Annotated in this window: 13 protein-coding genes; 1 reads left to right on the top strand and 12 read right to left on the bottom strand. The window is 59.7% G+C overall.

What is annotated here, in order from left to right:
- Window positions 1-155: 155 nt before the first annotated feature.
- The 3 genes from EDC38_RS01950 to EDC38_RS01940 are packed head-to-tail and all read right to left on the bottom strand — an operon-like array spanning window position 156 to window position 1,921.
- The gene (locus EDC38_RS01950; RefSeq protein ID WP_123637103.1) at window positions 156-662 is read right to left on the bottom strand and encodes a CC0125/CC1285 family lipoprotein; all 507 of its coding nucleotides are present in this window, start codon (window positions 660-662) and stop codon (window positions 156-158) included.
- Between the two features lie 39 nt (window positions 663-701).
- A complete protein-coding gene (locus EDC38_RS01945) occupies window positions 702-1,433 on the bottom strand; it encodes an anti-sigma factor (RefSeq protein WP_123637102.1) in 732 nt (243 codons plus the stop codon).
- Window positions 1,430-1,921, bottom strand: coding sequence for an RNA polymerase sigma factor (locus tag EDC38_RS01940; RefSeq protein WP_123637101.1), 492 nt, complete (start codon window positions 1,919-1,921; stop codon window positions 1,430-1,432). Before EDC38_RS01940 ends, EDC38_RS01945 begins: the two co-directional genes overlap by 4 nt.
- A 132-nt stretch (window positions 1,922-2,053) precedes the next feature.
- On the opposite strand from EDC38_RS01940, the gene EDC38_RS01935 reads away from it, so the two are divergent.
- Complete coding sequence (locus tag EDC38_RS01935) at window positions 2,054-3,427, top strand: S8 family serine peptidase (RefSeq protein WP_123637100.1); 1,374 nt, start codon at window positions 2,054-2,056, stop codon at window positions 3,425-3,427.
- A 6-nt stretch (window positions 3,428-3,433) separates the two neighbouring features.
- Here EDC38_RS01935 and EDC38_RS01930 read toward each other — a convergent pair whose 3' ends face one another.
- From EDC38_RS01930 to EDC38_RS01890, 9 genes are all read right to left on the bottom strand, one after another.
- A complete protein-coding gene (locus tag EDC38_RS01930) occupies window positions 3,434-4,423 on the bottom strand; it encodes a hypothetical protein (RefSeq protein WP_123637099.1) in 990 nt (329 codons plus the stop codon).
- Between the two features lie 65 nt (window positions 4,424-4,488).
- Complete coding sequence (locus EDC38_RS01925) at window positions 4,489-5,184, bottom strand: hypothetical protein (RefSeq protein ID WP_123637098.1); 696 nt, start codon at window positions 5,182-5,184, stop codon at window positions 4,489-4,491.
- A 142-nt stretch (window positions 5,185-5,326) separates the two neighbouring features.
- Window positions 5,327-6,511: a coiled-coil domain-containing protein gene (locus EDC38_RS01920; RefSeq protein WP_123637097.1), complete on the bottom strand. Its 1,185-nt coding sequence runs from the start codon at window positions 6,509-6,511 to the stop codon at window positions 5,327-5,329.
- 290 nt (window positions 6,512-6,801) lie between these two features.
- The gene (locus EDC38_RS01915; protein ID WP_123637096.1) at window positions 6,802-9,504 is read right to left on the bottom strand and encodes an AAA family ATPase; all 2,703 of its coding nucleotides are present in this window, start codon (window positions 9,502-9,504) and stop codon (window positions 6,802-6,804) included.
- A complete protein-coding gene (locus EDC38_RS16630; RefSeq protein WP_123637095.1) occupies window positions 9,501-10,649 on the bottom strand; it encodes a metallophosphoesterase family protein in 1,149 nt (382 codons plus the stop codon). Before EDC38_RS16630 ends, EDC38_RS01915 begins: the two co-directional genes overlap by 4 nt.
- A 158-nt stretch (window positions 10,650-10,807) precedes the next feature.
- The gene (locus tag EDC38_RS01905) at window positions 10,808-11,482 is read right to left on the bottom strand and encodes a DUF799 domain-containing protein (protein ID WP_123637094.1); all 675 of its coding nucleotides are present in this window, start codon (window positions 11,480-11,482) and stop codon (window positions 10,808-10,810) included.
- Window positions 11,475-11,828, bottom strand: coding sequence for a DUF4810 domain-containing protein (locus EDC38_RS01900; RefSeq protein WP_123637093.1), 354 nt, complete (start codon window positions 11,826-11,828; stop codon window positions 11,475-11,477). Before EDC38_RS01900 ends, EDC38_RS01905 begins: the two co-directional genes overlap by 8 nt.
- On the bottom strand, window positions 11,821-12,141 hold the full coding sequence (locus tag EDC38_RS01895; protein WP_123637092.1) for a hypothetical protein: 321 nt from the start codon (window positions 12,139-12,141) through the stop codon (window positions 11,821-11,823). The genes EDC38_RS01900 and EDC38_RS01895 overlap by 8 nt, the downstream gene beginning before the upstream one ends.
- A complete protein-coding gene (locus tag EDC38_RS01890; RefSeq protein ID WP_123637091.1) occupies window positions 12,138-13,115 on the bottom strand; it encodes a CsgG/HfaB family protein in 978 nt (325 codons plus the stop codon). The genes EDC38_RS01895 and EDC38_RS01890 overlap by 4 nt, the downstream gene beginning before the upstream one ends.
- Between the last annotated feature and the right edge of the window lie 21 nt (window positions 13,116-13,136).

Here is a 13,136-nt window from a genome sequence, read left to right as displayed (position 1 = left end):
AAGCCGCAAGTTGAGCGTGGCCGCCGGTTACCGTTTTGTGAATAGGCTCACAACGGTGGCGCGCGACATCAGGAAGCGCTTGATAACCATTTTCGGACAGTCACAGGATCCAGACAGCCCAACCAACATGCCCGATCTGGACCACCACCTCCTCCCTAATTCACACGCTTGCGCAGATTGTTCCGCACTTCCAGGGCATCGTAGCTGTCGACTTCGGTGGGGCGTACGCCCTTGCCCAGACGGATTTCCAGAATCACTTCCGACTCTGCCCTATTACCCGAATTGATCTCGGCGCCGTAAGTCATGGAGGGGCGGGAGCTTGTGGTGCAGCCGAGCAAGCCGCAGCGGCGCTCCACCTCCCGGGTGCGGCTTGCGGTTACTTGACTGCCTGACTCCCAATTCTCACCATCGACTTGCCGGTCGGCAACAACAAACCAGTCGTAGTCCGCTATCAACGTTAGTTCGGCGGCGCGTAGCAGGGCGTAGTCCATGGCTTCAAACTGGGTGTCGCCGCGCATTTTGAACGATACACGGTACCGGTTATCGGCAATCTGGCTTTCCCGGTAGCCGTAGCCGCCGTCTGAGGCGGGCAGGTAAACCTCGGGTGCCGCACAGGCGCTGATAAACAGAACCATCATCAAAGCTGCTATTGGCTTTTTCATACATTACCTCCCGGTTTCCTGGTAAATGACTGGTGATGGCTACTGCTGCCAATCTCGCTCAATCAATTGCTTTTCCTGTTCCGGCTCAATGATGCCGCCGGCCATCATCTGGTCGAGCGCGCTGTCCAGCAATGAGCCACCACTGGCGGTCTGATAGCTGCCGGGCTCCGTCGCCCGCTGCCGAATACTGGCCAACTCTTCCCAGCCGGCCTCGGTCTGTTGAGCTCGGCAGGCGATATTCTCCGACCGTTCGCCCGCGCCGGTTACCCGGTACTGCCGGCAGTGCTGCCCATCCCGATTAACAAAGGTGAGGCGGGGGGTAATTTCCCGTCCGTCGGGCAGAGTTTCGGTGGTGCCGCTGGGCAGCGTTTCCAGGCGCTCGGCGACAGACAGGAAAGCGTCGACTTGCGGATTCCCGATGTTGTCGGTGATCTCCGCCAGTCCGAACCCGAACGCCAACGCAATAGCCGCCGCAATGCCGGTTTGCGCGTTCAGTGCCTGACGGGCCCGGCGCCAAAGGGGAAAGGCAATCACCTGCGCGGACTCGGGTTTGGCGTCATCTTCCGCCAGCATCTGTTGAATACCACTCGGCAATGGCCGTTCATCAATGGCGTGGGCCCGCTCGCTCACCAGTTTGTCCACCGCGCTCAGCTCCGCCAGGCGGTCTGCCAGTGCGGGATCTTCGGCCAACCGGGCGCGAACCTGCTCCATTTCGGCCGGGGGCAGTTCGCCGTCCAGGAAGGCCGACAGGGTTTCATCGTTGATGTTCATGAGCTGGTCCTCGCTGCAGGTAAGTTCAGGCTTTCTATGAGAGCAGTTCGAGCGCGAGCCAGGCGGCTCATCACGGTGCCCGGGGGTATTTCCAGCGTGGCGGCCGCCTCCTTGTAGGACAGGCCCTGGACGGCCACCAACGACAGCACCAATCGCTGATCGTCCGGCAACTGGTCCATGGCGCGGCTGACCTGCTCGAGTTCGACTTCGCTCGCCATGGCCCGCTCTCCGTCGACAATTTCGCGCTCCTGCAATTGCGGCTGCAAGGTCGCTTCCTGGCGGACCTTCTGGGCGCGGTAACCGTCGATCCACAAATTCCGGCAAACCCGGAACAGCCATTTCGTCAATTCCACTCCTTCGGGTACAGTACGGTTCAGCGCCCGCTCTACCGTGCTCTGCAGCAGGTCGTCCGCCTCATCCATCGACCCGGTGAGCGAGTAGGCAAACCGCCTGAGCTGAGGCAATACCTCGGTCAATTCGCTTTTCATAGACAGCACCTTTCTGTTGTACCCTGTTAACGGGCCAGCGGGGTTTTTTATTCCCGGCCCCAGGAATTTTTTATCGGGTGAGGCCGTTATAGTAACAGGTACCCCACTAGCTCCTTCACCGGATATGCGATTATGATAGCCAACCCCCGACCTGCCAGACTGACCCGGTTGCGCGCGCTGGTGCTGTGCCTGCTGGGCCTCAGCACTGTCGCCCAAGCCCAACTGGGTTTGCCCTCCGCGGTGACCGACCGGGTGGACCGCTCCATTGATTCTGTAGAGCGCGTGCACCGGGATTCCCTTCCCTCCGATGTCACCAGCGCCCTGGAGCGCCGACTCACGGCCGCTTTGCCGGAGCAACTGCCAGACACCCTGCGCCCACCGGCAGAACCCCTGGATGCGCTTCCGAGCCGCGTGCCGATACTGGACTCCCGGGGCGTCACCCTGTTTATGGACGTGGAGGTGGAGGACGGCTGGCGAGCCGTGCAACACGAATGGCTGCTGATGCTCGCCCCCGGGGAACTGGCGTTGCTGGAGCCCCTGAATGTCGAGATTCTGGAGCAGAAACGCTTACCGAAGCTGGAGTTGGAGATGGTGCGCTTCCGGGTGCCGGCACGGCTGGACTCCTACGCCGCGCTACAAAACACCTTACCGGCCGACCTGGCCGAACGGCTGGACCGCAACCACATCTACAATCCCCAGACTGCCAACCCGTCATCGGAATCCGCCGTGCGACCGCGCAAGCCTCTGTGCGAACAGCCGGTGAAAGTGGGCATGATCGATACCGCCATCGCCACCGAACATCCGGGGCTGATCAACAGCCGCATCGTGGAACGGAACTTTTTACCGGACCCCGAGGGTACCGACGAAAAGGGCCCGCCCACCGGGCATGGCACGGCGGTAGCCGGGCTGATGGTGGGAATCATTGACGAGACGCCGGCGCGCTTGCCGGGGGCGACGCTCTATAACGCCTCGGTGTTCTACAGCCGCAACCAATACGCCCAGGGCGCCACCATGATGCATCTGGTGTCGGGTCTGGAATGGCTGATCGGGCAGGAAGTAAGCGTGATCAATATGAGCCTCACGGGGCCCGACAACCGAGTGCTCGCCACCGTAATGGAGCGCCTTACCGCTGGCGATATCGCCGTAGTCGCGGCAGCGGGTAATGAAGGCCCGGCAGCCCCGCCGCTTTACCCGGCGGCCTATGGTGGCGTGATCGCCAGTACCGCGGTAGATGCCGACGGGCAGGTGTATCGCTGGGCCAACCGTGGAGAGCATATCGATTTTGCCGGCCCCGGCGTGTCGGTACGCACCACCCGGGGCACTGGGGAGTTTGGTCATGAGAGCGGCACTTCCATGGCCGCTCCGACGGTGACCGCCCATGTGGCCTGTGCTTTGGCCAAGCAACTGGCCTCAAGTGAGAACGTGTTGCAATATCTGGCCGGGCAAGCGAAAGATCTTGGGGAGGCTGGCCGCGACCCGATTTTCGGTCACGGCCTGCTGCAATAACAGTAATCAGAACTCCACACTTAGCAGCGCCGATACGCCGGTTTCCCGGTAGTCCGCCGCATCAAAGTTCGAACGGTAGTTACCGTGCTCGACTTTGGTTTCCAGCGCCAGCCACTCCAGAAAACTGAGTGTCCAGATTGCTTCGACCACATGACTGCGGTCGTGCCGGGTGCCCGTGCCGGTTGGCGACATGGGGTCACCGGTTCCGGGCAGCCCTTCTCCGGTTTCATTGTCGGTGACTGGCAGCGACTGCTCGTTGCCGTAGTCCCGATCCTGGTAGCGCCAGCCCAACTGAATCCTGCTTTCCTGACCGGCGATCGAACCGGTGTGGGAATAACGGGCCCGCAGTTTAAGCGCGGTATTGTCGAACGCCGGCGAGTAAGCCTCTTCCTCTTGGCGGCTAACGCCCAATGACCAGAAAGTGCGTGCATCATTGAAAAAGTAATACACATCGCCGGCCAGCTCCTCACCATCGGCATTGCGATCGCGGTTGTTCTCGAACCGCTTTTCGCTCTCGGTGTAGGCACCGCGAACATAAACACCCGAGCTAAAAAGTTTGGCGGCATAAAAGCTGTCCTTGGTCAGATCCAGCAAGGGCTCGGACGCGAGCTTGGCGTCCGCGATATGGCGGCTCAGGCCCCAGGTGATGCCCGCCAGGTCAATGGCGGCATCCAGCGATGCGATACCCAGGTCCTGGTCGAATTCGCTGACCTCGTGATATCGGCGCGAGGACAGGCTGTAGCTGCCTTTCAGGGTAATACGCTCGGTCGGATAAAGCTCACCAGCGACCCGGCCGTAAAACACATTCGCCCAGTCGCCCTGGTTGGATGTCTGGTCCAGCGACGCAACCGACAGCGTCGAATCATAGGCACTGCCGGCCTGCAGTTTCACATTGAAATCAGCCTTTTTATCCGACGTCCCATCGCCCTGAGCAAAGGCGGCTACGCTGGACAAAGCGGCGAAAAAAGTTAGTGCGATTCGGGGTAGTGTATTCATGGGAATGACTCCGAAAAAAAACACCGGTCGGGCTGATGCCCGCCGGTGCAAATTGACAGTGGATGTTAGCGAGAGATACTGGCATCGAGTGCCTGATTGACGGAGGCTTCAACGGCCCCGGCCGCTTCAGTGGCCACCTGGTCGGCCACCGCCGCACTCACCTGTTGGGCCACGTCCGCATCCACCGCCGTCGCCGCTGCCGCGCTCACGGAATTGGACACTTCATTGCTCACCGTCTGGCTGACTTCGGCGGCCACATCGGCGCCAGCCGCTGCGGCAACACTGGCAGACTCCACCGCCGAAGCGGCTTGCGACTCAGTCTGGGTGCGGACTTCCGAAGCGGTATCAACGCCACTCTGAACGGCAGCCTCAGCAACGCCTTGCCCCTGCTCCACACGGCTTTCTGCCTCATCACGCGCGGAAGCCGCTGTGCTCAGCCCGGCTTCGGAACCGTCATTAATAGAATCCCCGGTGTCGGCTACCTCAGTCTCCGTTTCAGCGGATTCACCCTGGGTGGATGACTTTTCGCGCTGCAGGCTCACCGCTCCAGAACCACCCGCATTGCCGCGAGCATTCGCAGACGAACCATTCTGCTGGACCTGTTCGCCGGCTGGCTCACTGGCTTCACGAGCGCTGGACGTCTGCATCTGAGCGTTGGCGTCAACGCGAGCTTCAGCCTCGGCGTCAGCATTGATGGATTGAGCCGCACTTGGCAGAGCCAGAACGGAAGCGATTGCGAGTACAAGTGTTGATTTTTTCATGACTAAGACCTCCTACTGATTGGGTTTCAATCAGTTAACGTCTCAGCGGGAAATTTATTCCTTAAATAGAGAACTTGGCCGCCTGGGCATCAAACCGGCCGAGCGGGACTGATGTACCTGTTTCAAGCGGGTTTCCGCCGCTTCAGCGGTCAACCTTGTTCTTCTCAAAGGTATGTCGGAGCTCTTGATCAGCGGCACCACCAGCTTCTGAAAGTTCAAGCCCCCAAATGGCCTTGAAGCCTTTTAATAATGCATACAGAAAACCGATGGGCAACAGAAGCATTTTGAACAACAGCAAGACCAAGGCTGACATTGTGGAGTCCACGAGGCCGGAGGCGAGGTTTGAAATATAGTCCCAGGCGGCCCCCACTCCGCCGCCGAGCATCTTAAGAAAACCGTTGCTCTCCTCGTAAAGATGGCTCTCTGCGCGCTCAATCTCTTCGTCGAGAAAATCGACTCGCTGGTTCAGCTCGTCAATTTCCTCAGCCAAACGATCATTCTGGATCTCCAGCTCGTTTATTTCTTGCCTAAGACGATCAACGTCATCATTTCCTCTCAGCGAGTCCATCACACCCAGCGTCTGTTTGATGGCCCTCAGCTCACTTTCCCTCTTTGAGAGGGCGTAGCGATTTTCCCTAATAGCCTCCTGCCTGGGCTGAATCTGGCCGATCACGGCTTCCTTTTCGTTTTCCACCTGTGCTATGTCAACGGTAATGCGTTCAAGCAACTCCTCTGATACGTTCTCGGCCGCGCGACGACTATCATCCAACTCCGCAGAAAGAGACGTGGTTTTCTGTTTTTCACTTTCGATCTTCTCATCTAGAAACGAGGCGCTGAAGGCGGTCGTTGCAAACATGATCAATACTACAGAGAAACGTAAAAACAATGCCGTCATAAAAACTTTAAAAAGCAACGTCTTCACCCCTGGCGCGAACAGGAAGAAGCTGGCTATATAGCCAAAACCCGCAACGGTGAAAAGGATGTTAAATAGCGCCGTGGACGTGATCTCTACTATAGTGCGCTGCAAAAGATACGAGCCAATGGCGATCTTCAAACCATCCGATACATACTCTACAAGATCATTGATGGGATCCAGCAGCTGACCAATGGAGAGGCTGGTAACAATGAAGCTGATTTCCACCTCCTGAAACATGGAGACTACGGCATTAAGAAATCGAATCGTGCCGAAAAATGCGCCAGCCTGGAGCAGGCCTTTGTTGGTGAATTCCTTCGCCATGTTGTCAAACACTGCGCTCCAACCCAAGATAATCAGAGTTACGATGATGACCGGAACAATAATGTGCTTTTTATTACGTAATGTTTGCATAGTATTTTGAACAGTTTTTGATCAATCAATAAGTGGCGACGCGAGCTGCTGTAGCGAATATATCAACCATAGACCATGTAACTTTATGTGTCCCCCGGTGATGCGACCATTGCTCGCGATGCACAATAACCCAGAATGCCGTACCCGAGACCGCAACTCGATACTGCCATTCTCAACTTCTGAAAACGCTCGGTTTTCACAGATGTTAGGCGGCACGGCAAGCTGGGATACGGCGGATGCGCTTCGCTTATCCGCCCTACACGACCCGCTGTGCTGCGTGAAGCTATTGCTCAGCAGTTGCTGGAGGCGGCTCCTCCACGTTCAGCCCCCCTGTCACCACTAGCCGGAGCACTGTATCCAACCTTTAAAGCCTGCAAATCCTTCGGCGTAGCCCCCAGATCCCTCCAGTTCTCCGGATGACAGGAGAACAACAGCACCTGGTGACGGCGGGCGGCGTCGAACAGGATGCGTTTCATTTGGTCCAGGCGCTGGGAGTCGCTGTGGACCAGGGCGTCGTCCAGGATTATGAGGGTGGGTTTGCCAGCTTCGCGCAGCAGGTCGGCGTAGGCCAGGCGGCTGATCAGCCCCATTTGCTCTCTTGCGCCGTAGCTTAGCGACGGCAGGTCGCCCTGCTCTTCTCCCGTGCCCTGGGGGCGCGTCAGGGTGGTGGGCATGAGGTTTTCATCCACACTCAGGTGGGCCTGGGGAAACAGCAGCTTCAGGTAGTGGTTCAGGTGTTTCTGCAGGGGCGCCTGCAACTGGCGGGTCAGAGCTTGGCGTTTGTCCTTGAGCAGTTTGAGCAGCAGGTCCAGCGCCTGGGCGCGGCGGGTCAGTTCATCCCGGCGTTGGGCGAGGCGTTGGTTGATCTGCGCTTCTTCATCGCGTTTTTCTTCCAAGCCCTGGGCGCCCTGCTCTTCCAGGCGGACTTGCAGGTCGCGGATGTTTTGCGCCCGCTCCCGCGCCTGGGTTTCCATTGCATTCGCGGACTTTGTAAAGCGTTCGATGTCTTGCTCAAGCACTTCGGGCTGGGCGGCATCAATCTGCTTTTGTCGGGCATCGATGGCGGTGGTGAGCTGGTGCTCTCGGGCTTTGAGCTCGGTCAGCTCCTTATTGGCTTGCTCTTCGCGCGCTTTGCGATCCGGCGCTTGCAGTTCAGCGTTGAGTTTGTCCCATTCGGCGTGGGCGTTGGCGCTGGCCTGCTCGGCCAGGCCCTGTTGCTGTTGGTGTTGGTTGAGCGCGTCCTCGGCTCGCTTGAGTTCAGCGCGGGCCGCTTCCAGGTCCGCCTCGGCGTTTTCTTCCGAGGTCACGTCCGCTTGCACTTCGGGCAATTGCGCCCACTGTGCGCGCAGTGTTTCCAGGCGGGCGCCGTCCTGCTCGGCGGTCGTGCGTAAGGCGTCGACGCCTTTGGGGGCGAGGATGTCCAGCCGCGCCTGTTCGTGCTTGATGGCTTGGGCCAGCCGCTGACTGTCGGCGGCGCGCTGCTCGCCCTCTTCGAAGCTCTCTATGTCGAGACGCCGCTGTAAATTGGCCTGCTCTGATTGCAGGGCTTCCTGCTGGCGCAGTAGATCGGCGACGTCGGTGCCGCCGGGCTGAATGCGTAAGCGACCGATGCCCGGAATGTGCAGTTCTGTCGCTTCCACCAGAAGCGTTTCACCCTCGCCGGTGACGGCCTCGTCACCGACGGTGATGGACTGTTCCGGTTCCAGCTCATAGTTCAAGCGGGTGGCGAGGGCTTTCTGGCGGATGACCAGCTCCGACAGCGCCTGCTCGGTGCGTTTCAATTGGGCCAGTGCGGCCGGGTCAATGTCTTTGTCGGGCTGTTGCGCGTGCAGCTTCTTCAAGGCCACCTGCAGTTCGGTGGCCTGCTTGAGCGCGTCCGCTTGTTGGCTTTGGCGGTCGGCCAGTTCGTCTATCTGTTGTTGCAGCCGGGTGCGTTCCGCCTGGTGGCGAGCCTGCTCGCGCCGGCTCCGGGCCTGCTCGTAGGCTTTTTCTGCGTCGGCACGGCGTTTTTCCAATTGTGGCCGACGGTCGCGGCATTCCTGCAACTGGGCTTCGGCTTTGGCTTTGTCCTCGGCGCGCTGGGTCAGTTGGTGCTGCTGGTTTTCAAAGTCTTTGAGTTGCTGGCGATACACCGCCTGGCTTTGGCGGCAGTTGTCCAGTGCCTGCTGGTCCTGTCGTTGTTCGCTCTGCCAGCGTTGGACTTCGTTCAGTTGGGTTTTTGCGGTGTCGGCTTTGCGACGCTGCTCTTCCCAGGGGCGGGCGGCATCAATGGTCTGTTTTTGTTCGATCAATACGCCGAGTTGATCCACCTGTTGGCGATACTGTTCGACGGACTGGTTCAGAGCGTCCAGGCGTTCCCGGCTGTGTCGGTAGTCTTCCAGTACTTTTTTGTAGTCTTTGGTTTCCTTGCCGGTGGTGGTCAGCAGTTCAGCGCGTTCTTTTTCGACGCGGGCGATCAGCTCGTCGCCGCCGCTGCTGGCGACTTCGCCCAGGCTTTGGCCCAGAGCCGATTGCAGGTGTTCCCCGGCGTGACTGACCGGGCCCTGAATGTCCTGCACAGCGCCCTGCTCCACCCACAGGAGACCGGGGATGCCCCAGTGTTCGGCTTTGCTGGCACCGCGCCCGGGGAATTGATAGCCGAGCATTTCGGCCAGTTTTTCTTCCGCCTCTTCGCCGCTGAAGTGCTGGCTGCCGACTTTGAGGTCGCAGCGTTTTTTGCCGAGGAAGCGTTTGTTGAGCGTCCAGTGCTCGCCCTGCCAGTCGAATTCCAGCTCGATTTCCGGGGTGGCCGACGTGTCGCCCCAGGGCTGAAGGTCGTCCACGCTGCTGGATTTGTAGCGCTCGAAAAAGGCGGCTCGGATGGCGCGCACCAGGGTACTTTTGCCAGACTCGTTGGGGCCGACAAACAGGTTGATGCCGTCGGTGAGATCGCGAATCTCCAGGGGCTGGCGGAACTGTTTGAGTTGGTCGAGACGCAGACGGGTCAACTTCATTTGGCGCTCTCCACCTGTTCGCTCTCGGAAGTCGTGCCATTTTCACGCAGCATGCCGGCCAGTATCGCCAGGGCCGTGCGGGCGGTGTCGGCTTCCTCGCCCTGGCCTTCCTGCCGCTCGCGCAGCTCGCCAATAACCTCGCCCACGTAACCGTCCGCATGCAGTGCGGCGATATCCTCCTCGGTGGGGATCAGGTTCAGCCCGGACAGGTGAGACTGAAAGCTGCGGTGGCGGGCCTCGGCTCCACCGAGGTAGTGCAGCAGCGTCTGGTAGCCGGACAGGTCAACTTCGCCATTCAGCGTCAGGTCCACCACCGAGCGCGGCGGCAGAGCGTCCAGCTCGGTCATCAACCGTTCGATATCGCTGGCCACGGCCAGGGTGTCTTGGTGCTTTATCCATTGGAACTGGCCGGTGGTGTGGGACTGCACCTGGGGCTCGGCACCGGGCCGTTCAATATCGACAATCAAGGCCTGGCCGGCGCCGTTGTCTTTGAACCGCTCCTGCTCGGGCGTGCCGCTGTAGCGGGTGCGGGCGTCGATGGTTTTATAGCCGTGCCAGTCCCCCAGGGCCAGATAGTCCAGCCGGGCGGTGGCGGCCCGGTCGGCCGCGATGGGGTTGGTGGAGTCGATTTCCTCGGCCAGTTGGCCCTCGACACTGCCGTGAGCCAGGCCGATGCGCAGCAGGCCTTCGGGGGTGTCGGCACGATCGAACCATTCGGTGAGGTCGTTGTAGGTCTGCCGCTGGGTCAGGGGCGCGGGCAGCACGGCGAAGCCCAGGTCCTGATAGACGCGGACTTCCGGTGTCAGGAGCAGATCGACGTTGTCCGGCACGGCACTCAGGCGCTGGGCGTGAGTCCAGACGCTTTCCGCCAGGGCGGCGTCGTGGTTGCCGGGGAGGAGCAGCCAGGGGCCGGTAAAGCCGGCCATGGCCTGAAAGGTGCGGTGGATGGTCCGGTCCGATAAGTTCTGGGCATCGAACACATCCCCGGCGACGAGGACGGCATCCACGGCCTGTTCGGTGGCCAGGGCGGCCAGCGTCTCGATGGCGGTGAAGCGGGCGTCCGCCAGGATTGAGGCGTCTTCTTCGGCGAAGCGGCTGTATTGGCGGCCGATCTGCCAGTCGGCGGTGTGGAGAAAGCGGGGCATGGGGCCGGTCCCTGTGGTTTGAATCGAGATTGCGATGCCAAGGGAGAGTGTACCGGAGTTGCCGGGGTTGCCATAGGGTTGGGAGGTGATGGCATGGGATGGCACCTCATGCGTGCCCTACTCTGATGTTATGGCAGGGCACGCATATCCCGCTGAGGCTACTCGGGGTTGTTGAGCTGCTGGTAATATTCCTCGTAAGCGGGGCTGTAGGGGCCAGGTGGAAGCCCCACGTAATGGCCGTTAAACACTTCGTTGTGGGCCTGACGGGTGAGCGGAAGGTAGTTGGGGGCGGCACGTTCGATGGCTGCAGTTACCGCCGAGGCAATCAGGTCCGCGAGAGGATTCCCGCTGCTGTTTCCCTGGGGTGAATACTGGAGTACCTTGCGCGCTGACCAGAGCTCGGCGCCGTCGGCGTTCACGATGCGGTATTCAAAATCCACTTCGGTGGTGGTGGACACCAGGACATACCGCGATGTCCATTCGTGAACGGTGACATAGAGAATGGCATCGGCTTTGAACAGCTCAGCCAACTGCTCCGGCGGCTGTGCGTGCACTTCAGCCGGCTCGTAATAGCCTTCAAACTCCAGCAGGGTTTTGACGGTGTTGACCGGGTAAACATAATAGCCCTTCTCCCCCAGCCGGAATGGCAGTGTTGCCAGCACCGAGGTGGGCGCCTGCACATCGGTGGAGTTATTGACCACCGGCACGACCAGTAGCGACTTGGGTTGAGCGGCGTGAAAGTCATCCAGTCGATTTTCGTCGCGCTCGACCGTCGCGCAGCCGACCACGGACAACAGCATCAATGCGGCCATAGCCTGAATCCATTTATTCATCAATCCGCGCCTCCAGGTTTTCGATCAGTGTGCCCAGCATAGGCCGGCTCTCGGGCCAGGCGTCATACTCCATTTGGTAAAACCGCATGGCACCAGAGAGATCCCCCTCCTCCAACAGAAATGTGCCTGCTTCAGCGTACAGACCTGGCGCCAGCGGGTGATCCGGACGCCCGCCCTGCTCGACAAAGGCGATGTAGTCCGCCAGCGCTTCCTTTTTCAGTGCCGGCTCGTGGTAATGCACAAACAGCGTCTGCTCATATTGCCCCCAGTCGTACATTGTCTGGGGGGCGACGCAAGCGGATAACAGCCCCAGAACGCCGACTGCAAAAAGTAATTTCCTATTCATTGGTACCCACCTTGATCACACGGTTGACGCCAGCGCCGAGATAAACCCGTTGACTGAAGGTGACTTCCCCCTTGTGCCTGAGCTCAACCCGGTGGGTTCCATCCACCAGCCGGAGCCGGTTTTCGCCTTCAAGATACTGACTGACAGGGCCGTACGACACATCGTCGATAAAAAGCTCGTGCTCGCCGGTTGCGGACGAATACAGCTCAAAGGTCAGACCCGGGCGGTCGTCGACCACACGAGTCTCTTTCGTGGGCGATTGCACGCAGCCGACCAGAACCAACACCAGAGCACACGCTAATAAATGTTTCATTCCCGGGTCTCCTTTACCGTTAACGCTTTAATATCGTGCCCCTCGATGGAGCCTGAAATCAGTTGCCCATAGGCACCCTGATCCAGCGGGTCGTCGCCGAACAGATCCAGAATTTCAAGTTGCGCGACCTTTTCCCCGGGCAGGGTGATGGTGCCGCCGGTGGTCTGGGAGCGAACCTGTCGGCCGCGGGTTTCAATATCGAACACCATGCCCGGTTGCACACCTTGGCTGGCGCCGCCGCTGATATAAATCAGATCGTTTTCCACCGCGAGGACATCGGCGGTCCAGGCTCTTTCCAGAAACATTCCGGTCATTTTATCGACTGCCGAAATCACCGCAGCGGCAATGGCACGGTCATTCAGACTGCCGTCGTAACCAGCGGCCGAGCCAAATCCCATAGTCCTGGCCTGCTCGACCGAAGAGGAGCCAGAACCGGTCACTGAGGCAAATACCCGGCCAGTGGTTACATCCACCAAGCGCAGATCCACCGTCGCGGTGGCTTCCTGGGTTTTGGACGATGACAGAAAACCGCGTTCGCCCGTGGTGGCACGGCCAAACTGGGTCAGCGAGCCGATTACCAGGGTGTCTACACCAGTGATATTCACTTCCTGCCCGGAGAGCTCCGCTTCGCGGGACAGCAGCTCTATGTCGGGCCGCTCGAATATCAGATAGTTATTGCTGTTGGCCAGCGACTGCAGGAACATGTCCGTGACTTTGTTTCCCAACTCGTCCTGGGCTCCAGAACGCAGCAGACTCCGGCCGTAGTTGGTTTCATTGGAAATACGCCCTACGGCAATTTTGCGCTTGAGCGCCAGTGTTTCCGGCTGCTGTTCCGCCTCCTGAGCCGCTTGCTGGGCAGCCCGCTGCTCTTCAGGGGAGAGTGATGATTCCACATCATCCATCGGGGGCGTCTGGGTGGCGCAGCCAGCCATCAGACTGATGGCCGCCAGTGGCGTGATAAACCTTCTCAACATACTGACATCCTCGTTTGTTAT

Origin of the sequence: Marinimicrobium koreense (assembly GCF_003762925.1) — a bacterium.
Taxonomy (GTDB): Bacteria; Pseudomonadota; Gammaproteobacteria; order Pseudomonadales; family Cellvibrionaceae; genus Marinimicrobium; species Marinimicrobium koreense.
Note: the sequence above shows the minus strand (reverse complement) of the source record. Positions and strands in the feature narration are given on the sequence as shown.

Excerpts from the sequence above, each read along its gene's own strand:
- EDC38_RS01945 (WP_123637102.1), bottom strand. The coding sequence starts at position 1,433 with ATGAACATCAACGATGAAACCCTGTCGGCCTTCCTGGACGGCGAACTG.
- EDC38_RS01930 (WP_123637099.1), bottom strand. The coding sequence starts at position 4,423 with ATGAATACACTACCCCGAATCGCACTAACTTTTTTCGCCGCTTTGTCC.
- EDC38_RS01895 (WP_123637092.1), bottom strand. The coding sequence starts at position 12,141 with ATGAAACATTTATTAGCGTGTGCTCTGGTGTTGGTTCTGGTCGGCTGC.
- EDC38_RS01920 (WP_123637097.1), bottom strand. The coding sequence starts at position 6,511 with ATGCAAACATTACGTAATAAAAAGCACATTATTGTTCCGGTCATCATC.
- EDC38_RS01905 (WP_123637094.1), bottom strand. The coding sequence starts at position 11,482 with ATGAATAAATGGATTCAGGCTATGGCCGCATTGATGCTGTTGTCCGTG.
- EDC38_RS01900 (WP_123637093.1), bottom strand. The coding sequence starts at position 11,828 with ATGAATAGGAAATTACTTTTTGCAGTCGGCGTTCTGGGGCTGTTATCC.
- EDC38_RS01890 (WP_123637091.1), bottom strand. The coding sequence starts at position 13,115 with ATGTTGAGAAGGTTTATCACGCCACTGGCGGCCATCAGTCTGATGGCT.
- EDC38_RS01950 (WP_123637103.1), bottom strand. The coding sequence starts at position 662 with ATGAAAAAGCCAATAGCAGCTTTGATGATGGTTCTGTTTATCAGCGCC.
- EDC38_RS01940 (WP_123637101.1), bottom strand. The coding sequence starts at position 1,921 with ATGAAAAGCGAATTGACCGAGGTATTGCCTCAGCTCAGGCGGTTTGCC.
- EDC38_RS01915 (WP_123637096.1), bottom strand. The coding sequence starts at position 9,504 with ATGAAGTTGACCCGTCTGCGTCTCGACCAACTCAAACAGTTCCGCCAG.
- EDC38_RS01925 (WP_123637098.1), bottom strand. The coding sequence starts at position 5,184 with ATGAAAAAATCAACACTTGTACTCGCAATCGCTTCCGTTCTGGCTCTG.
- EDC38_RS16630 (WP_123637095.1), bottom strand. The coding sequence starts at position 10,649 with ATGCCCCGCTTTCTCCACACCGCCGACTGGCAGATCGGCCGCCAATAC.
- EDC38_RS01935 (WP_123637100.1), top strand. The coding sequence starts at position 2,054 with ATGATAGCCAACCCCCGACCTGCCAGACTGACCCGGTTGCGCGCGCTG.